This window comes from Labilibaculum sp. K2S (assembly GCF_030372765.1).
GTDB lineage: Bacteria > Bacteroidota > Bacteroidia > Bacteroidales > Marinifilaceae > Labilibaculum.
The window spans coordinates 122,776-143,816 of record NZ_JAUCMW010000008.1 but is presented as its reverse complement, the minus strand read 5'-3'; the positions used below and the strand labels follow the sequence as shown (position 1 = coordinate 143,816).

At 36.1% G+C, this 21,041-nt stretch carries 20 protein-coding genes; 2 read left to right on the top strand and 18 right to left on the bottom strand.

Going from position 1 to position 21,041, the window contains the following annotated elements; genetic code table 11:
- On the bottom strand, positions 1-975 hold the full coding sequence (locus tag QUH73_RS11395) for a polyprenyl synthetase family protein (protein ID WP_289530564.1): 975 nt from the start codon (positions 973-975) through the stop codon (positions 1-3).
- Positions 976-1,031: 56 nt separating this feature from the next.
- Positions 1,032-3,452, bottom strand: a complete 2,421-nt coding sequence (locus tag QUH73_RS11390) for an efflux RND transporter permease subunit (protein ID WP_289530563.1) — start codon at positions 3,450-3,452, stop codon at positions 1,032-1,034.
- 488 nt (positions 3,453-3,940) lie between these two features.
- Here QUH73_RS11390 and QUH73_RS11385 point away from each other — a divergent pair, with 488 nt between their 5' ends.
- A complete protein-coding gene (locus tag QUH73_RS11385; RefSeq protein WP_289530562.1) occupies positions 3,941-5,635 on the top strand; it encodes a Na/Pi cotransporter family protein in 1,695 nt (564 codons plus the stop codon).
- Positions 5,636-6,108: 473 nt separating this feature from the next.
- On the opposite strand, the gene atpG is transcribed toward QUH73_RS11385, so the two are convergent.
- The 15 genes from atpG to rsgA form a co-directional block, all read right to left on the bottom strand.
- Complete coding sequence (atpG, locus tag QUH73_RS11380) at positions 6,109-6,981, bottom strand: ATP synthase F1 subunit gamma (RefSeq protein WP_289530561.1); 873 nt, start codon at positions 6,979-6,981, stop codon at positions 6,109-6,111.
- 71 nt (positions 6,982-7,052) lie between these two features.
- Positions 7,053-8,654 (bottom strand): F0F1 ATP synthase subunit alpha, encoded by a 1,602-nt coding sequence (gene atpA / locus QUH73_RS11375; protein ID WP_289530560.1) that lies wholly within the window; start codon positions 8,652-8,654, stop codon positions 7,053-7,055.
- Between the two features lie 125 nt (positions 8,655-8,779).
- Positions 8,780-9,328: an ATP synthase F1 subunit delta gene (gene atpH / locus QUH73_RS11370; protein WP_289530559.1), complete on the bottom strand. Its 549-nt coding sequence runs from the start codon at positions 9,326-9,328 to the stop codon at positions 8,780-8,782.
- A gap of 61 nt (positions 9,329-9,389) precedes the next feature.
- Positions 9,390-9,884 (bottom strand): F0F1 ATP synthase subunit B, encoded by a 495-nt coding sequence (locus QUH73_RS11365; RefSeq protein ID WP_289530558.1) that lies wholly within the window; start codon positions 9,882-9,884, stop codon positions 9,390-9,392.
- A gap of 99 nt (positions 9,885-9,983) precedes the next feature.
- On the bottom strand, positions 9,984-10,241 hold the full coding sequence (gene atpE, locus QUH73_RS11360) for an ATP synthase F0 subunit C (protein ID WP_156194809.1): 258 nt from the start codon (positions 10,239-10,241) through the stop codon (positions 9,984-9,986).
- A gap of 62 nt (positions 10,242-10,303) precedes the next feature.
- Positions 10,304-11,389 (bottom strand): F0F1 ATP synthase subunit A, encoded by a 1,086-nt coding sequence (atpB, locus tag QUH73_RS11355; protein ID WP_289530557.1) that lies wholly within the window; start codon positions 11,387-11,389, stop codon positions 10,304-10,306.
- Positions 11,390-11,634: 245 nt separating this feature from the next.
- Positions 11,635-12,027: a hypothetical protein gene (locus QUH73_RS11350; protein WP_289530556.1), complete on the bottom strand. Its 393-nt coding sequence runs from the start codon at positions 12,025-12,027 to the stop codon at positions 11,635-11,637.
- Positions 12,028-12,049: 22 nt separating this feature from the next.
- A complete protein-coding gene (locus QUH73_RS11345) occupies positions 12,050-12,292 on the bottom strand; it encodes an AtpZ/AtpI family protein (RefSeq protein ID WP_289530555.1) in 243 nt (80 codons plus the stop codon).
- Positions 12,279-12,647, bottom strand: a complete 369-nt coding sequence (locus QUH73_RS11340; RefSeq protein ID WP_289530554.1) for a bactofilin family protein — start codon at positions 12,645-12,647, stop codon at positions 12,279-12,281. Before QUH73_RS11340 ends, QUH73_RS11345 begins: the two co-directional genes overlap by 14 nt.
- Positions 12,648-12,961: 314 nt before the next feature.
- Positions 12,962-13,960: a beta-ketoacyl-ACP synthase III gene (locus QUH73_RS11335; protein ID WP_289530553.1), complete on the bottom strand. Its 999-nt coding sequence runs from the start codon at positions 13,958-13,960 to the stop codon at positions 12,962-12,964.
- Between the two features lie 233 nt (positions 13,961-14,193).
- Complete coding sequence (gene rpmF, locus QUH73_RS11330; RefSeq protein WP_101261094.1) at positions 14,194-14,379, bottom strand: 50S ribosomal protein L32; 186 nt, start codon at positions 14,377-14,379, stop codon at positions 14,194-14,196.
- Positions 14,380-14,395: 16 nt separating this feature from the next.
- Positions 14,396-14,923, bottom strand: coding sequence for a YceD family protein (locus QUH73_RS11325; protein ID WP_289530552.1), 528 nt, complete (start codon positions 14,921-14,923; stop codon positions 14,396-14,398).
- Positions 14,924-15,123: 200 nt separating this feature from the next.
- On the bottom strand, positions 15,124-16,269 hold the full coding sequence (locus QUH73_RS11320) for a sensor histidine kinase (protein WP_289530551.1): 1,146 nt from the start codon (positions 16,267-16,269) through the stop codon (positions 15,124-15,126).
- A gap of 65 nt (positions 16,270-16,334) precedes the next feature.
- Complete coding sequence (gene mnmH / locus QUH73_RS11315) at positions 16,335-17,366, bottom strand: tRNA 2-selenouridine(34) synthase MnmH (protein ID WP_289530550.1); 1,032 nt, start codon at positions 17,364-17,366, stop codon at positions 16,335-16,337.
- A gap of 86 nt (positions 17,367-17,452) precedes the next feature.
- Positions 17,453-18,379, bottom strand: coding sequence for a ribosome small subunit-dependent GTPase A (gene rsgA, locus QUH73_RS11310; protein ID WP_289530549.1), 927 nt, complete (start codon positions 18,377-18,379; stop codon positions 17,453-17,455).
- 152 nt (positions 18,380-18,531) lie between these two features.
- Here rsgA and QUH73_RS11305 point away from each other — a divergent pair, with 152 nt between their 5' ends.
- The gene (locus tag QUH73_RS11305; RefSeq protein WP_289530548.1) at positions 18,532-19,299 is read left to right on the top strand and encodes an exodeoxyribonuclease III; all 768 of its coding nucleotides are present in this window, start codon (positions 18,532-18,534) and stop codon (positions 19,297-19,299) included.
- A gap of 60 nt (positions 19,300-19,359) precedes the next feature.
- Here the strand turns inward: QUH73_RS11305 and QUH73_RS11300 are convergent, their stop codons facing one another.
- Positions 19,360-20,946 (bottom strand): aspartate:alanine exchanger family transporter, encoded by a 1,587-nt coding sequence (locus QUH73_RS11300; protein ID WP_289530547.1) that lies wholly within the window; start codon positions 20,944-20,946, stop codon positions 19,360-19,362.
- Between the last annotated feature and the right edge of the window lie 95 nt (positions 20,947-21,041).

Sequence of the window (21,041 nt, the reverse complement as noted above, 5' to 3'; positions counted from 1 at the left end):
TTAAACGGAACGATTTACTAACCCTTTAACCAGTAAATAAAGTTCCTTTTTCTTTTCGGCCTCAACATCTACTTTATCGAGGTATTCAAGACATAAAGCAAAATAATTCTCAATTTTATTCTGTGAATATTCGCGAACATTTAATTGCTCATAAATAGCTCTTACAGCCTTTATTTTTTCTTCCGGATTAAAAGATTTTACTGTAATCCAGGACTTTAATTCATTTTCAACATTTCCCGAAGCAGTTTCCAGAGCTTTAATTAAAAGAAAGGTTTTCTTATTGGATAAGATATCACCGCCAATTTTCTTTCCAAAAACAGCCTCATCACCAAAAACATCTAAAAGATCGTCCTGAAGTTGGAATGCCATACCTAAATTCACACCAAAATGGTATAGTAATTCAGCATCTTTTGAGCTGGCATCACCCATTATTGCACCCATTTTTAGACTTCCGCCTAATAGAACTGCTGTTTTCAATCGAATCATATTTAAATATTCTCCAAGCTCAACATCATTTCTATCTTCAAATTCCATGTCGAACTGCTGTCCCTCACAAACTTCCAATGCTGTTTGATTAAACACCGTAAGAATATCGCGCAGGTATTTGTCTTCGCAGGAACCAATATACTGATATGCCTTAATAGACATAGCATCACCAGAAAGAATGGCTACGTTGCTGTTCCATTTTTCGTGTACCGTTTTCTTGCTTCTGCGTATTGGAGCGTTGTCCATTACATCATCATGCAAGAGTGTAAAATTGTGAAATATTTCTATTCCGATGGCAGGCAAACAAGCTCTTGTAAGATCATCTTTGTATAAATTAGCACCCAACAGGACTAAAATTGGACGAAGCCGCTTCCCGCCAATGCCTAATATATATTTCATTGGCTCAAAAAGACCTTCAGGCGGAGCAGAAAACTCCAAGCCATCTATCTCTTTTTCAATAATTTCCTGAAGTTCATTAAAACTATGCATGGTTTAAAAGCAATTTTAGTATGTATTTTTAAACAGCCCACTAAAATATAAAAAAATCAATTCATTAAGCTTTCTTTTCCCTCTTTGTTTTCCATCGGAGCAATTCTAAGATCATCCAGTTCAATATCCTCCTCTTCATCGAAAATCTGAAGCAGTGGTTCTTTAAACGATCGGTTGGTAATAAACTTCTCAAGAGTCAGCAACAGTGACGGCAACAAAATTAAGTTGGAGAGCATTGCTGAAAGCAAAGTTACGGACACCAATATCCCCAGGGAAACAGTTCCTCCAAAATCAGATAAGGCAAAAATACCGAAGCCAAAAAACAGGATAATTGAGGTGTACATCATACTTTGCCCGGTTTCTCGAAGTGCAAGAACAACAGATGATCGGATACTCCAATTGGTTGCTTTTAATTCTTGACGGTATTTAGCCAAATAGTGAATGGTATCGTCAACAGAAATACCAAATGCGATGCTAAACACCAATATAGTTGATGCCTTAATAGGAATACCGAAAAAGCCCATTAGTGCTGCTGTAATTACCAATGGCAAAAGGTTTGGCAGTAAAGCAACCACAACCATTCTTTTGGAAGAAAACATCCAAGCCATGAATGAGGCAATAAGGAAAATTGCCAAAGCAAGACTTATGAATAAATTCTTTACCAGATATTTATTCCCTTTAAAAAAGATAATACTGGATCCTGTTACATGAACAGTGTATTGATCCTCAGGGAAAATATGACTTACATGGGCAAGAATTCTTTGCTCCATTTCTTCCATTCTGGTAGTTCCAATATCCTTCATTCGAAAACTCATTCGGGTAATTGACTGAGTGGAATCCACGAAAGTGCTGAACAATTTGGAATCATTACCGGTATCAGCTTTAGCCAAATACGACATAATCACATTTCGGGTCTGATTACTAGGCAATTCATAGTATTTTTCTTTGCCATTGAAATACGCCTGATTGGCAAATTTTGCCGCCTCAACAATCGAAACGGATGATGATATTTCGGGATATGATTTTAACGTATCGTTAAGAGCGTTTAATCGTTTTAAGGTTGATAACTTTAAAATAGCTGCTTTTTTCTTGGTTTCTACCATCACTTCCAAAGGCATAATTCCATCCATGTTCTTTTCGAAGAACTTTAAATCCTGAAATATTACATTGTCATGTGGTAAGTCATCGACCATATAACCAGTGCTTTTCATTTTGCTGATTCCAAAAATCCCTACGGCAAGCAAAACAAAACCTACCGTGTAAACTACAGTCCGTCTGTTCAATACAATTTTTACTAATTTGCCCACAAACCAAACTGTCATTTTATTTTCCAAATGACTTGTTGCTTTTTGATCCGGAGGATTTAAAAAACTGAAAATGATTGGAATTAGAAGTAAGGAAAGAACAAAAACCACCATAATATTTAAGGCAGCAATCACACCAAATTCTTTTAATATCTGACTGGAAGTCACAATAAAAGTAGCAAAACCTGATGCTGTTGTTAAATTGGTTAAAAAGGTAGCATTCCCAATTTTAGAAACTACACGCTGCAAGGCTTTTATCTTGTTGTTGTGACGAATGTATTCTCCGTGGTATTTATTGATCAGAAAAACGGAATTCGGAATTCCGATCACCACCAGTAATGGCGGCAGCATTGCGGTAAGTAAAGTAATTTTGTAATCGAACAAGACCATTGATCCAACCGCCCAGATTACACTCAAACCAACAACCAACATACAAAAGAAAACCACTTTAAAAGAGCGGAAAAACATAAATAAAATAATCGCAGTAACCAGAAGAGATAGGTAAATGAACATATTCATCTCCTTTTTAATCATTTGCGCCGTTACTACCCTGATATAAGGAAGTCCCGAGTATTTCATTTCCAAATTGTACTTGGCTGTAAACCGGTCGGTAATTTCCCGAACCCTAACAACCATTGGTTCACGCGCTTTCGAATTAATTATTCTGGCGTTCACCGTAATTCCCATTAAAAATGTATGAGATTCTTTATTAATTAAGCTGCCTTGATAAAATGGCAATGATTCAGCAATAGCCGCAAGACTATCTAATTCTACTTGCGAACTTAGTTTCTTCGGGAATATTGTTTGAAATTCGAATCTCTTCGCTTCATTGTTTTTATTGATATTGTAGGTATGTGCGATGGAAACCACAGCATCAATTCCATCTAAAGCTTTCAGGCTATCTCCCAAGGCAATCCAATCGTTAAACTTATCAAGCTCATAAAAGTCCGAATCCTGAACGGCGAAAAACATTACATTTCCTTCTTGTCCAAAAGTGTTTTTGAAACGCTCATATTCCACAGATGCAGGGTCATCATCAGGAAGGAGTGCCGCATACTGATAGGACATCTCCACAAATTGAGCTTTGTACCCCATAAATATTGTGATAAGTCCAATTATCACCAAAAGTAAAATTCTATTCCTAAGAATTAATCCTGCAATTCTGTTCCACATACTATTATCCTGCTAAAGAGATCTCGTTTTTATTTTTAGATTCCGGCGAAAATACGACTTATAATCATTTTATCAAAAGATGATGATTGTACCGAATCCTAATACGCATCTGTTGGCGGTATTAATGTTCAAAATTATATAAATTCAATGAAACCATCTGGTTTTTAATAAATTAATTACCAAAAATAGTCGTGTTTTAGATGATTTCATCTCAATTATTCACAAATTTCGTCAAAAATTGAATACGAAACTCAACTTTCCAGATGCAAGGCAACACACAATCAACTTACTATCAAAACGATTTGGAAGCGTTAAAAATCTATAAAAAATTCCATTATTATTTTATTGTAACATTTTCCGAATCTTATTTTTACCTTTTCTTAATACTCAATTAACACGATAAAAAATTAGAGGTTTTGCAAATATCTTCTATTTTTGCGGCCTTAACAGCTACTAATCTATTGAAAAACAAATAAACTAAATAAGTTATGAATTACGGATTGACCGATATTTTAACGCTTATAGGATCTTTAGGCTTATTCCTTTACGGAATGAAATTGATGAGTGAAGCTCTTCAACAAGTTGCCGGAGACAAAATGCGAACTATTCTCGCAGCAATGACTTCCAATCGATTTAAAGGTGTAATGACCGGAGTGTTAATTACTGCCCTTATTCAGTCGTCATCAGCAACAACCGTAATGGTGGTTAGCTTTGTAAATGCCGGGCTGTTATCGCTGGCAGAATCGATAGGAGTGATTATGGGTGCCAATATCGGTACTACGGTTACTGCCTGGTTAATCTCCCTTTTGGGATTTAAGGTTAGTATGAGTGCAATATCTTTGCCTTTAATAGGTTTAGCTCTTCCATTCCTTTTTTCAAAAAACCGCACAAAGAAGAACTGGGGTGAATTGATCATGGGATTTGCTTTGCTTTTTATAGGCTTGCAATTTCTTAAAACTTCAATGCCTGATATCAAAAATAATCCTGAAATTCTAAATTTCCTGACCAGTTATACGGACATGGGATTTGCTTCTACCTTACTATTTTTGGCTATCGGAACTCTTCTTACTATTTTAATTCAATCATCGTCGGCCACCATGGCACTTACCTTAGTAATGTGTAATAGTGGGTGGATTAGTTTCGAAATGGCTGCCGCAATGGTATTGGGAGAGAATATTGGGACGACCATTACAGCGAATCTTGCCGCAATGATTGCCAACACTTCAGCTAAAAGAGCTGCAAGAGCCCATCTAATCTTTAATACTTTTGGTGTGATGTGGATGCTGATTACGTTGCCGTTTTTCTTAAAAATGGTTGCTTGGGTCAATATGACTATTCTTGGTGGTGGCGATCCATTTACAAGCACAGTTGCTGTACCAATTTCTTTGTCATTATTTCATACCGGATTCAACATACTTAATGTAGTATTCCTAATTTGGTTTGCCAACTTCATCGTAAAAGTAGTTACCAAACTGGTTCCTGTTCGGGAGGATGTAGAAGAGGAATTCAAACTTCAGCATATTAAAACAGGAACTCTTTCAACTCCAGAAGCATCCCTGTTTTTGGCTAAAAAAGAAATTAGTACCTACGTAAAAAGCACAAAGAAAATGTTTAGCTATACCAAGCAGGCATTTAACGAAACCAATGATAAAACTTTCAATAAGCTTTTCGAAAAAATTGACAAAAGAGAAGATGAGAGTGATGATATGGAAGTGGAAATTGCCAACTTCCTTGCCAAAGTATCTGAAACCCGCCTAAGTTCAGAAAACTCGGAAAGAGTACGTGCTTATTTTAAGATGGTAAGTGATATTGAAAGTGTTGGTGACTCGATTTTAAATCTTGCCAAAGCAATGAAGAGGAAACGTGAACAAAAAGCGTGGTTCCCTCAGGAATTAAGAGATAATATCAACAATATGTTCGTTTTAGTTGACGATGCTCTTAATGTGATGCACGAAAACACAAAAATGGAATTTACCGAAGTGAATATTAAGAAGGCATGGGAAATTGAACGCGAAATAAACGATTACAGAACTTTGCTGAAAACTGAACATTTAAACAATGTAGAGGAACATAAATACAAATACCAGGCAGGTATTATTTACAACGATATATTCTCAGAATGTGAAAAAATTGGTGATTTCTGTATCAACGTAAGCGAAGCTCTTCACGAGATAAAAGAATAATTCAGATGCTGGCACTTTAACCATCAGATTTTAGAATACAATTGATCCTCATCCATTTGGGATGAGGATTTTTTTTGTCCTTTTTCGCCATCAGAACAATCTGGTATATCAAGAGTCTCAGGGATTTTAAAGAATCAGTCCCATGCCATCTGAAATCTAACTATAAACTTATTTGGTAAGTGGCACTGTGTCGGAACTAATATTTGCAACCCAATTTATCTCCTCCAACAGGATGCGTTCTATCCTTTTTCATTTGATTAAATACAATTATCAAAGAAATACATCAAAATCAATTTTGAAAAGATTGAATTTTTATGGCTTGGCAACCAGCCACTAATTGCTGTCAATTCCTGTGGCTCATATTTCGCATCCACCTTTAATTCATTTTCTCCCTTTATCTGCACAAAAAAAGCCCACCCTAAGGTGAGCTTGCAACAATTATAAATCGTTTAAATATGGTCTTTAAAATGGCATTAGTTAGCCAAAGCATCAGCTCCGGATACAATCTCCGAAATTTCATTCGTAATTGCAGCCTGACGAGCTTTGTTGTAGGTCAGATTCAGATCCTGAATTAAATCAGAAGCATTATCTGTTGCCTTATGCATTGCCGTCATTCTTGCTCCGTGCTCGGATGCAAAGGAATCCAACATTGCCTTAAAAAATTGTGTTCGTAAAGATCTTGGAATCAATTCATCTAAAATTTCTTCCTGATTTGGTTCAAAAATATATTCAGTCTGACTGCTCATATCCCCTTCGGGCTGAACAACAGGCAAAAACTGCTCGGTTGTTAAAATTTGTACTCCCGCATTTTTAAACTGATTGTAAACTAATTCTACTCTGTCATATTTTCCTTCTACAAACTCCTTCATAACTAAAGAAGCAATAGTCGAAACACTTTCAAAGTTCAAGTTATCGTACACATGATTGTGTTCTCCAACAACATTGAAATGCTTACGAAGAATTTCAAATCCTTGCTTTCCAATTGCCAATATGTGCAGTGAACCTCGCTGATTTTGTTCAGCATAGGTAGTTTCAGCCAAAATAGTAACCTGCTTAATTACATTTGCATTAAATCCACCACATAAGCCCTTGTTAGAACTTATTGCAATCAACAAAACCTTTTCAGGCTTTCTTTCCACACCGTATAAATTTTCATCAGAATTAGTCAAACTTCCAGTTAGGTCCGATAAAATCTCATGAAGCTTAGCTGCGAATGGACGAATTTGCACAATAGCATCCTGAGCCTTTTTTAATTTGGCAGCAGAAACCATTTTCATCGCTGCAGTAACCTGTTTGGTTTTCTGTACCGATGAAATACGAGTACGAATTTCTTTTAAATTAGCCATTTATTCTAATTAGCAATGATCAATTAATAATTGATGAGCTATCTGCCTTATTATCAATTACTAATCGTTAATTATTTATATTTCGCAGATAACTCAGCAACAACGGATTTCATGATATCCTGTGCTTCCTGAGTATATTTTCCCGATCCCAGCTCAGCTAAAACATCTTTGTGCTTCATGGCCATAAAGTCAAGAAATTCAATTTCAAATTCTTTCACTTTATTTACAGGAACATTACGCAATAATCCTTGTGATCCGCAGTACAAAATCGCGATCTGCTTATCAACTGTGTAAGGTGAATATTGTCCCTGTTTTAAGATCTCTACGTTCTTCGAGCCTTTATCTAAAACAGAACGGGTTGCAGCATCCATATCAGAACCAAACTTGGAAAAAGCCTCTAATTCACGATATTGAGCCTGATCCAGCTTCAAAGTACCGGCTACTTTCTTCATCGATTTGATCTGAGCGTTACCACCCACACGAGATACCGAGATACCTACGTTAATTGCTGGACGAATACCCGCATTAAAAAGATCTGATTCCAAAAAGATTTGACCATCGGTAATCGAAATTACATTGGTTGGAATGTATGCCGATACATCACCAGCCTGAGTTTCGATAATTGGCAGAGCAGTTAAAGAACCACCTCCTTTAATAATCGATTCACCATTCTCATCCCTGGCATTTTTCATACTATCAGGCAAATCATTCATCTGACGGGCGATATCATCTGAACTAATAATTTTAGCTGCACGTTCTAACAATCTTGAGTGCAGATAAAATATATCACCTGGATATGCTTCACGTCCTGGTGGACGACGAAGTAGCAGAGAAACCTCACGGTATGATACCGCTTGTTTCGATAAATCATCATAAATAATTAAAGCTGGACGACCTGTATCGCGGAAAAACTCTCCAATAGAAGCTCCTGCAAATGGTGCATAAAACTGCAATGCTGCCGGATCGGCTGCTGTTGCCATCACAATAACCGTATAGGCCATAGCTCCGTGCTCCTCAAGTGTTCTGGCGATATTGGCTACAGTAGAACCCTTCTGTCCTATGGCTACATAGATACAGTAAACCGGCTCTCCTTTGTCGTAAAATTCCTTTTGATTAATGATGGTATCAATTGCAATTGCTGTTTTACCAGTCTGACGGTCACCAATAATTAACTCACGCTGTCCACGTCCAATAGGAATCATCGCATCAATCGACTTTAATCCCGTTTGTAAAGGCTCTGTTACCGGCTCACGATAAAGTACCCCGGGAGCTTTACGTTCCAATGGCATTTCGTATGTCACCCCTTTTATTTCACCTTTTCCATCAAGAGGCTCACCAATGGTATTGATTACACGTCCTAACATTCCCTCACCAACATTGATTGAGGCTATTCGCTTGGTGCGCTTTACAATATCACCCTCTTTAATTCCTTGAGTTTCTCCCAAAAGAACAGCTCCGACATTGTCCTCTTCGAGGTTCAATACAATACCTAAAACGCCATTTTGGAATTCAATCAACTCATTGGATTCAGCGTGCGATAAACCGTAGATGCGGGCGATACCATCCCCAACTTGCAATACGGTTCCGACTTCTTCCAGTTCTGCCTCGGTTTTTAATCCTTGTAATTGCTGCTTTAGGATTTCCGAAACTTCTGCAGGTTTAATACTAGCCATATTTAATTTATTTGTTCAAGTTTAAAGTATTTAGAGTGTCTAAAGTATTTAAAGTGCCTAAAGTAGTAAGTATAAGATACCCTACACTTTAAGTACTTTTAACTTTAAGTACTTCTAACTCATTTTCATTTCATATGATTTGAAAGCAATTCTCGCTTAATTAGATTCAACTGATTACTTACACTCGCATCCAGTTGCTGATCTTCAATTCGAAGCACAAATCCACCAATAATTTCTTTATCAACCACTTCCTGCAATTCAATTTTTGCATTGAAAGATTTTGACAATAATTCACTCAATTTACGATTGCTTTCTTTCTCAATAGCTGATGCAGATGTAAGTGTTGCCGATAAAATCCCCTTGTCTTTACGACATAATGCCAGAAAATTCCGAGAAATATCCTTCAGATAAATTTCACGACGATTTTGCACCACCAAATCTAAAAAATTAAGACTGACCGGATTTATTTTATCACCAAATATCAGCTTAACCGAAGTTCGTTTCTGAGAAGTTTTAACAACAGGACTTTCAACCATAAGCCAAAATTCAGGCATTGTTTTACAAACCTCATCAACCAGCTGAATATCTTTAATTACGGACTCAATTAAGTTCTTCTCTTTTCCTAATTCAAAAAGAGCTTTGGCATAACGAACCGAGATTTTACTTTCGTTCATATTCTTTTAGATTATTAGATGTGAGATCTGAGATTCAACTAGACTCCCGTACTCTCATTTACTAATTCAACTTTACTTCGTCCATTAGCTTTTTGAAGTAATCTTTTTGCTGCTGATCATCAGCAAATTGCTGACGGAGAATTTTCTCTGCAATTTCAACAGAAAGAATTGCAACCTGAGCTTTGATTTCATTTAAAGCAGCCGATTTTTCACTCTCAATGTTTATTCGTGCCGATTCTATTACTTTATCAGCCTCAAGAGTCGCTTTTTGTTTGGCTTCACTAACCAACTTCCCGCCCATCTCTTTTGCCTCTTTAAGCATTGCCTCACGCTCTTTTCTTGCCTCCTGAAGAATTCTTTCGTTGTCGGCTTGTAATGCTGCCATTTCTTCCTTAGCACGTTCAGCAGAACGAAGAGCACCTTCAATAGATTCTTCCCGCTCTTTTAATGCACTTAATATTGGTTTCCAAGCAAACTTTTTCAGGATAAATAATACAATGGCAAATGCCAAAAGCATCCATATAAAAGTTCCTAATTCAGGTGTTACCAAGCCCATGATATTCTATTTTAATTCACCTTTAAGTGACGTTAACATCCAAATAGATTCCACAATTTGCCGCAGACAATCTCTTATGGCAAATTGTGGATAATACTATTACAATACGATAGCCAACAAACAAATGATAATCGCAAAAAATGCAGCACCTTCAATAAGAGCAGCAGCAACAATCATGTTTGAACGAATATCTCCAGAAGCTTCTGGTTGACGGGCAATACTCTCAAGAGCAGAACCACCAATTTTACCGATACCAATACCAGCACCAATAGCAGCTAAACCTGCTCCAAAAGCAGCACCCATTTTGGCAATGCCCATACTTGCTGCAGCCTGAAGAAGAATTGTTAATGTAATCATAGCGTTTTTAATTAATTGATAAAAAACTATTAAAACTCCCTGTTTTAGGAGTAGATAAATTCTTAATGATGTTCTTCTGTTGCCATACCAAAGTAAAGCGCAGAAAGAAGCGTAAATACATATGCCTGAATTAAACCTACCAACAGCTCAAGCATATTCATAAATACCATAAAAAGTACTGAAACAACAGAGGTTCCGTATCCTAATCCCGGACTAATTTGACCAAAAATGAAAATCAAACTAACAAAAGCTAAAACAATCATATGACCTGCAGTAATATTGGCAAAGAGCCGGACCATTAAAACAAATGGTTTTGTAAAAACCCCCATTACCTCAACCAAGGGCATCAATGGTATCGGAAATTTCAACCACCATGGTACTCCAGGTGTGTTGAAAATATCTTTCCAGTATGCTTTGTTTCCATTAATTGTAGTGATTACAAAGGTGAACAGTGCCAATACCAATGTTATAGTAATATTTCCTGTCACATTTGCCCCCCCAGGAAAAAATGGAACCATGCCCATTAGATTGTTTAACCAAATAAAAAAGAAAATAGACAGCAGATAAGGCAGGTGTTTTTCATATCTCTTTTCTCCGATTGCAGGTTTTGCCACCTCATCTCTCACGAAAAGAATAATAGGTTCGACCAGTGATTGCATGCCTTTAGGTGCCTTACCTTTACTGTTCGTATATGATTTTGCGACAGAAATAAATACCCAAAGCAGTATTGCCATACTTATTAGCATCGATACAACATTTTTAGTCATCGAGATATCAAATGGACGTACTTCATGTCCGTTAACCATTTCTACCACTTTTCCTCTGTATTCACCTTCCTTGGCAATCAAAAATCCATTGTACGTAGAATGTCCGTGATGAAAATTACTGGACATGAACATGTGAAATCCGGAATGCTGAGAGTAAACAATCACTGGCAAAGGCATCGTTGCATGAAAATCACCAATACTAAAAACATGCCAATCGTAAGAATCAGCAATATGATCCATTATAAAACTTCCTGGCTCAAACTTTTCTTTTTCATGTGTTTCTTGAGAAGCAGGTTCTGCATGTTCATCACCAAAGGCAAAAACCGGAATAACACTTAATGCGAAGAAGAAAATCAACAGAAATCGATGAATGTTTTTCATACGTAAACGACTTACTTTGTAACAGATACCAAATAACTTGGTTTGAGACAAAATCCAAATCAACTGATTTAGAATTTATTCGATCCGTTTGGTTAAAATGTTAATACAAAACCAATTGCATTAACAATATTTTTTAGGAATGATAACTCATTCGTTTATTACTTGCTCTTTAAACTAATAACCAACCGGTTTTAATTTTGACTTCCAAATTTAATAAAAAAACTATTGCATGTGACTTTTTAAAATCATTTAACATTTCCAGACTTTAAAGTATTGGATAAAGACACAACATCATAAACTGTATATACCACATAGCAAAAACCAAAAAACAGCACAAAACTCAGTGCTTGTGAACGATCCAGTAAAACGTAAATGATTACAAAACTAAGATGTGAAAATAACTTTATTCCAAACCATGCCATATAGTTTGTATTGAAAACCCGAGGATTATCCTTTGCTGTTTTTATCAACTTATAGTGCTGAAAGGAACTAATCAGAAAAAAGTACAATATAACAAAAGGAAAAACATAGTTGAACCATGGTTTTAACAGAGTCAAATACATTAGAACCGAGATGACTAATATTGCTGCGGAAATAATTCCTAAGTTTCGAATGTACTTTTTAATTGATTTTTCCATATTCGAATTTATATGCGTCCGATTATTTTTTCAACAAATCTTTTAACGCAAAATACAAGGATAATACAACACCTCCAAAAGCTCCGATAATTGTGAATAGTGGAAATTCATTTTCCAAATACTTATCTAACTGAAACCCTCCAAATAATACCAAAAGAATGATGGCAATCATTTGAAATGCCAGACCGGAATATTTTGCCAAACTGGTCGTTTGCTGCTTTCGCTTTTCGAAGGAGCTTTTGTGATCCTTGTTACTTTTTTTCATCTTTTTTTGGAACTGGCTCGCCCATTTTACACGATCCGGTAAATTTGGCTCCCGGCTCAACAGAAATTTTATCGGTAGTTATATTTCCATGAATAATTGCAGTATTTTTTAAATTGACCATTTCTGAAGCAATAATATTGCCTTCTACCATTCCGGAAACGTCGATTGTTTTACAATGAATATCTCCTTGAATTTTACCGGTATTTCCCACAACAACTTTTCCATTTACCTTCATTTTCCCATTTAGGAATCCATCAATTCGAATATCTCTTGATGCTTGAATATCCCCGGTTATGGATGTTCCATCGCAGATCAAATTCACTGCGGTTGGTTGTACTTCATTGTTTTTGCTCATTTTATCTTTTTTGCTAAACATGTTAATATCATATTGAATTTATAAATCTGAGTGGTTAAATACTGCCGACACTTATGAAACTGTCATGTCACCACCTTTTAAAAGCTTCAGTTACATTAATTTCATCAGTAATAGTAAATCAACTCAATTTTATAAAAAAAAGTATTTTCGAATTAAAAAAGAGCTTACAGTTCTCTTTGTAAGCCATACAAATATAAAAATTTGGTTGAAGAAAACCATTCTTTTAAAACGATTCCAAGAAAAAAAAAGCCTCCAAATTGGAGGCCTGATTATATTCTTACTTAGTTATTGTTTTATTTAGGATTGTAACCCCATTTCAAAAGAATAGAGCCCCAGGTAAACCCGGCTCCAAATCCTGAAAGGATAATGTTATCACCTTTATTCAATTGGTTTTCCCACTCCCATAAACACAAAGGAATAGTTGCCGAAGTAGTGTTTCCGTATTTTTGGATATTGATCATTACTTTCTCTTTCGCCAATCCCATTCGTTTTGCTGTGGCTTCAATAATACGATTATTCGCCTGATGGGGCACCAACCACGCTAAATCATCCGCGGTCATGTTGTGTTTTTCCATCATTTCAACGGAAACATCTGCCATATTGGAAACGGCATGCTTAAATACATGATTTCCCTCCTGATAGATGAAATGCTCTCGGGCATCAACGGTTTCATGACTCGCCGGTCTGCAAGATCCACCAGCTTTTTGATGCAGATGTTTTCTGCCGAATCCTTGAGTATGCAGCATTTCATCAATAATACCAATGTTTTCGGTAGTTGGTTCCAACATTACTGCTGCCGCACCATCACCGAATATCGGGCAAGTCTGACGATCTGTATAATCAACAATTGATGACATTTTTTCAGCACCAACAATTACCACTTTCTTATACATCCCTGATTGAATGTACTTTGAACCAGTAACCAATGCGAATAAGAATCCCGAACATCCTGCATTTAAATCAAAACTAAATGCGTCATTAATTCCCAATTTATCGCTAATTATATTAGCTGTTGCCGGAAATTGCATGTCAGGAGTTACTGTTGCACAAATCAACAAATCAACATCCTCAGGAGAAGTATTGGTTTTTTTCAAAAGCTCTTCAACAGCTTTTGCTCCCAAATCTGAAGATCCTTTTCCTTCGCCTTTTAGAATTCTTCTTTCCTTAATACCAATACGAGTCATAATCCACTCATCGGTTGTATCAACCATGGTGCTTAATTCCTCATTGGTAAGAACATAGTCTGGAACATAAGCTCCAACACCAGTTATTACTGCATTAATTTTTGACATTCTTCTAGCTTACTTAGTGTTTATCAGATAGATTCAGCGTTCTGTTTACACAGAAATCCATTCTAAACAAATTAAATAGATACCAAATTATACTTCAACCAAAAATTTGATTAAAACAATTTAATAACTCTGGAATTTGCAAAATGAAACTGTATAATAAGCAAAATTGCTCCCAAGTAAGACCTGAGGAGCAAATTTACATATTGCGTTTAACCTAAATAACTTGACTTAGATTATGCTGTAACTTTCTTTTCGATCGCCAATTTACCTCTGTAATAACCGCATTCAGGGCAAACAGTATGATATTTAACAGTTGCTCCACAATTTGAGCAAGATGCTAAAGTAGCTGGAGTTGCTTTAAGATGAGTTCTTCTCTTATTTCTTCTCTGCTTCGACGTTCTGTGTTTTGGATGTGCCATTTTTCAACCTATTTAACTAATTATTATCAATCAATTTTCTTAAATCATTCCATCTTGGATCGATGCTCTGTTCATCTTTCACTGAATGGTCATTCAATTTTTGAATCATTTCTTCATTACAGGTACTATCTCCATCCTCATCTTCCGGATGTACAAAGCTTAAAGGTAAGCTTAGTGAAAATAGTTCATAGATGTAATGTGCTGTTTCAAGCTCGTTTACTGCTTCCGAAATCACAATAACATCATCGGCCAACTCTTCGTTTTCCTCTCCAAATTTCACATAAACAGAGCTTTCTCCGTTCACCTCCATGTCAAATTGTTCGAGACAACGATCGCAGGCCACATTCATTTTACCATCCAGTTCAATAGTGAGAGTCATAACCAAAGTTTTCTTCTCCAGTGTTACTTTCACTGAGGCATCAACCTGATATGCATCTTCCTGTTGAAAATGCTCAAAGAATTTCTGATCAATGGTAAAATTGAATTCATGCTTACCATCTTTCAATCCTTTGAAAGGAATCGTATATTTTGCTAGATAATCCAAAATATTCTAATAAAACTTTGCAAAAGTATAAAAATTAATCATACGTTTTCATAAATCTCAACATCTTTTTTCGGCAATCTCAACCAATTATTAAACTGAATTACAGTTTCAATGATAAAATTCCCTTGAAAACGGGCTGCAAAAATAGGTAGTTATTTGTTGGTTTCAAAAAAAAATCAGCTATTTGAAAATCAAATGGTTCAATTTAAAGGTAAAATAATCCTAAACACCGCACCGTTGCCCAATTCTGAGCTAACAACAAAAATTTTTCCGCGGTGATAATTTTCAATAATTCGTTTCGAAAGAGATAACCCAAGCCCCCATCCTCTCTTTTTTGAGGTAAATCCCGGCTTAAAAATAGTCTTAAATTGATTTCTTGCTATTCCTTTACCCGTATCGCTGATATCGATTATTAGTTGATTTGTTTTATTTGACACTGAAAATTTCAAACTCCCTTTGCCTTCCATCGCGTCAACCGCATTCTTCGACAAATTCTCTATTACCCACGAAAACAATTCTTTATTTAATGGAATGACTGCATTCTCCACATCAACTCCTTTTAAATTAAAATCAACCTTATCCGAAGTTCTCTTTTTTAGGTATTCGATACTACTACTGAGTACATCCAAAATGTTTGTAAACTTTAAAACAGGCTTTGAACCAATTTTTGAAAAACGTTCAGCGATAACCTCTAACCGATCGACATCTTTTGCCATTTCGAGAGATAATTGAGGATCAATCTCACCAGATTTAATCAACTCCATCCAAGCCATTAAAGAGCTGATAGGCGTTCCCAACTGATGAGCTGTTTCTTTTGACATCCCGACCCAAACCTGGTTCTGTTCGGCTGATTTTGAATACGAAAAAGCCAAAAATGCAATCAAAATAAATGTGATAATCGCTCCCAATTGAACAAAAGGATACCAAGCCAATCGCTTTAGAATACTCGAATCGTCGAAATAGATATAGTTTTTTCCATTTACAAGCTCTATTTCAATGAAATGATTATCATCCTTCATGTCCTGAAGTTTTTCCTTTAAAAACTCATCATCATTCCTTTTCGGGAGTTTAATATTTCTATGATCAACTATGTTTCCATCATCATCAATAAGAATAACAGGAATGGTTTCGTTTTGTTCCAAAATACGGTTAATCAAAGAAACATCCTGATCGGGGTTTAGCTGCAAGCTTCGCATTCCTTCGGCCCACAATTCAATTTTCTTCACCTCTTCGTTGGCTAATTTTCCAACTAAGTTATTGGTATAAAGAATTGAGCCAAAAACGATTATTATGGCAATCAGTAAAAAATAAAATTTCCAATGACGGTTTTTCAGATAAATATCCAAGATTTTCGAGTTCTAAGGTTTCACATAAAGGTAACGACAAATCTTTTGATTTCTTATCTCAGAAACTACTTCTTTAAGTTCGAGTAGAATTCAATTATGGCTTTCGCATTCTCTTTAGGATCATCCTTTTCGAGTGCTATTGAATAAATGGTTTGCCCTTTTCGCTTTTGCTGGCCGTGAAGGTATGCTTTGTCGTAGTAGGTTAGTGTAATATCAGCAACAGTATGAAAATCTCCTTTATCAAGACTTTCCAAAGCATTTTTCACATTCAATCCGCCCAATCTTTTCTCAATTTTTAAAACCAGTTTCTTTAAATCAGCAATATCAAAACATGCATACTCCCTCACTAATCTTTCAATTCGCTCTACTTTTGGAATATCCATTTTAACAACATCAGCTTTTCTCATTCTAAGAAACAACAGCTCATTGACCCAAACAGTTCCTACTGAGTTGCTTTCATCTTCAATCCAAATGGTTTTATTGAAATCGAAACCTGACCATATTCTAGCCAATTCATTTTCAAAATTCTCGTTAGTTGGCTGATCTGCCTGCCCCAAAGCACCAAAAACCGATCCTTTATGATTTGCAACTCCTTCCAAATCGAGAACCTGATGCCCCATTTTTATCATTTCATGCAAAACTTCTGTTTTGCCGCTTCCAGTCATCCCACCCAAAACGATAATCTCCGCTTTTCTGAGAAACTGCTCTCGATTATACGCTCTGTACGCTTTGTAACCGTCCTTTAACAGATAAACTGTAAAGCCGGCAGTCTCGAACAACCAAGCCATGCTTCCGCTTCTCATTCCACCTCTCCAGCAGTGTACCAATATATTTTTCCCGGGAGCAATTTTTTTGGCTTGCTTTACAAAACGCGCCAATTTTGGCCCTACCAATTCCAAGCCTAACAATACAGCAGAATCCTTTCCTGCTCTTTTGTATTTAGTTCCTACAACAACTCTTTCTTCGTTGGTGAAAATTGGAAGATTCTGAGCTCCGGGAATATGACCCGTCTCAAATTCTGCAGCAGTTCTAACATCAACCATGGGTAAAAATTCACCCATCTCAAGAAATTCCTTAGGATCAAGTATTGTAGCCATTTATTTGTTCTGTATCAATAAAAAAACAGCACGTAATAATTACGTGCTTATGTCTTTAAAATCATTTTTTATAATTCCTGTATTTTCTAGATTCTGTATTTACTGTCCTCATCCTCCATGATCATCCCCAAATAACTTTCATATCTGGTGATACAAATTTCTCCAATTTCAACGGCACCTTTTACAGCACATTTTGGTTCATGCACATGGGTACAGTTATTGAATTGACAATGCTTCGAAATTCTAAATATTTCCGGAAAGAAATGAGACATTTCCTGTTTTTCCATATCAATAGTTCCGAACCCCCTAATTCCAGGAGTATCAATAATATAACCATCAAAATCCAATTCAAACATTTCTGAAAAAGTTGTGGTATGTTTCCCTTGAGAATGTGCTTCGGAAATTTCGCCGGTTTTTAGATCCAAACCAGGTTGTATCGCATTTATTAAAGTTGATTTCCCAACACCAGAATGCCCTGAAAGCAGATTTATTTTGCCTTTTAAGGCTTCTCTGATAATATCCAGATGAGTTCCCTTCTTGGCAGAAATTTCAAAACATTTGTAGCCAATTTTTTCGTAAGTGTATTTTAATTCACCCAAACGTTTTATATCATTGGGGCGATATCTGTCAATTTTATTAAAAATAAGATTTACAGGAATGCGATATGCCTCGGCAGCGGATAAAAAACGATCAATAAAAGTTGTCGTTGTCAACGGATAGTTGACGGTAACAATTAAAAACGCCTGATCGATATTTGCTGCGATAATTTGACTGTGTTTTGATAAATTTGATGATTTACGAATAATATAATTCTTCCGATCGTAAATCTTCACAATTACATTCGCCTCATTTTCTTCCTCAAAATCTACTTTATCACCAACCGATATAGGATTGGTTGTACGAATGCCTTCCATTCTAAACCGCCCTTTTATTCGGCAATTATGGATTTCACCATCGTTGGATTTTACGGTATACCAACTTCCTGTCGATTTGATTACAACTCCTTCTTTCAATGTTCTTATTTTTATTACAAAAGTAGTTGATTTGAAGTAATTTTAGGCAATCGTATTGCATTTTCTGAATTTTTAATTTATCTATTATCTGAATTTATCCTTATCAGGGTTTTCTTTTTTATCTTTATTCTCTTCAAATAAAAACATACGCTATGCGAAAAATAATAAGTTACAATGTAAATGGAATTCGAGCGGCTCTTGGAAAAGACTTTATTGGATGGCTCAAACAAGAAAGTCCGGACATCCTTTTAATTCAGGAAACAAAAGCTCAGCCAGAGCAGATAGAAACTCATCTTTTTGAAGAATTGGGATATCATTGTTACTGGTTTTCTGCTGAAAAAAAAGGATACAGTGGTGTTGGCATTCTAACTAAAGAAAAACCGGATAAAGTGGTTATTGGTGTTGACAACCCAAAATATGATATTGAAGGAAGAGCAATTAGAGCTGATTTTGGAGATGTTTCGGTTTTTAGCACATACCATCCATCGGGAACAGCCGGAGGGCCACGACAGGATTATAAGATGGAATGGCTGGCCTATTTTCAGGATTACATTACTGAATTAAAAAAAGAAAGACCAAATTTGATTATTGGCGGTGATTATAATATCTGTCACAAAGAAATAGATATTAGTAAACCGGAAAAGAAAAAAGGCGTTTCGGGATTCCTGCCCGAAGAAAGAGAATGGGTAAGCCAATTTATTGACAATGGTTTTATAGACAGCTTCAGAGTATTCGATCAATCGCCGGATAAATACAGTTGGTGGAGCTATAGAGCCGGTTCCAGAGGTAAGAATTTGGGTTGGAGAATTGATTATCACATGGTGAGTGAACCTCTTCGTGATCAGCTAAAAGGAGCTTCAATTCTAGCTGATGTGATTCATTCGGATCATTGTCCTGTAGTTGTAGAAGTAGATTTTTAATATCACCAATATAAAATGCCAGCATCCCGAGAAGACTTTCCTTTTCGGGATTTTAATTTTTTACCACATACTTAATAGCTGAACACACACCATTAACAGCACCATTGCAATTGGATAAACGGTTGCATATGCAATTGATGGTGCTGCAGAATCTGTCATTCCATCAACAGCAGCCAAACCCGGTGTACTCGTCATACTTCCGGTGAGCGTTCCCAATAAATTAAGAATATTCATTTTCAGAACAAAATGCCCAATTAAGGTTGTAATAATCATGGGTAACAGCGTAATTCCTATCCCCAGTGAAAATAATATAAATCCAGACTCCTTGAATGTTTCTACCAAATGTGAGCCTGCGCTTGTTCCTACAACTGAAAGAAACATTAGCAATCCTAACTGACGAAGCAATTGATTGGATGATCCGGACATGGTCCACAAAATTGGACCGGTTTTGCCAATTCTACTCAGAACCAAAGCAACAATTAAAATGCCACCGGTTAATCCAAGACTAAATGTAAAATCATCCGTAAAGGATATTTTTAATTTTCCCACTAAAACACCAAGTACAATTCCTGTTGCAATTGGAAAGAAATCTGTATCTGACAACTTTTTACTTTCGTTTCCAAACAAGTGACGAACATTACTGATGTTGCCTGTACTGCATGCGACAACAAGTTTATCTCCAAATCGAATTTCTGATTTAGAACTTGCAACAATATCAATTCCAGCTCTTCGAATTCTGGTAACACGTGCATTGTAATTGGCTAAAACATTTAATTGACCTAAGGTTTTATTTACAACTTGTTTGTTTGTAACCAGAATGGATTCAATCACATAATCGTTGCTAAGTGGAATTGCCTTGATCGTTTCTTCCCCAATTAGAATTCTTGCCTTTTCAATAGCCTGTTCAGCACCTATTAATCTAACAATATCTCCCTTCTCAAGTATTGTTGAAGGCAATGGAACAATGGTTTTCCCATTGTGCATTATTCTTGAAATATTGGCTTGGGTCATTGAACGAATCTTCAACTCTTTTATGCTTTTTCCAACAATATTTTCATTCTCAACAACCAGATTCTTATTCACTAATTCAGGATGTTGCTGCAAAACCTCTTCTTCCAATTTCTCCGCTTCCTTTTGGATATCAACTCCAACTAACTTGGGATACAATCGTGCAAACAAAATTACAGCAATTACACCAAAAGGATAAGCTATCCCATAACCGATTGAAGCAAGTGGTGATTGAGTGCTTTCAATTGCAGCGGCCAAACCTGGTGTGCTGGTTAATGAGCCTGTAAGCAGACCAATTGCAATATTCATATCAATTTGAAAAAACACAACTACTATAAGTGTAATAAGCGAGGCGCTTCCCACCAAAATAAATGCCAGCAGAATCAGCTCTCTCCCATTCTTTTTAAAAGATTCAAAAAAACCAGGTCCGGCCTGAATTCCAATGGTGAAAATGAACAATGTCAATCCTATTTTCTGAATATCATTCGGGATCGTAACACCGTAATGACCAAACACCAGGGCCACAAAGATTACTGCAGAAACATCCAGGGATATCCCTTTTATTTTAATATTTCCGACAATAAAACCAATGGCAACAATTAGAAATAAAGCAAAATAGCTAGATGATAATAAATCCATTAATAAGTTTTTTTTGCAAAATATGAAAAGTACAATATTATTTATTTAGAGGTGTACAAAGGTAAAAATTCAAATTTAAAAAAGCGGTTGAATAT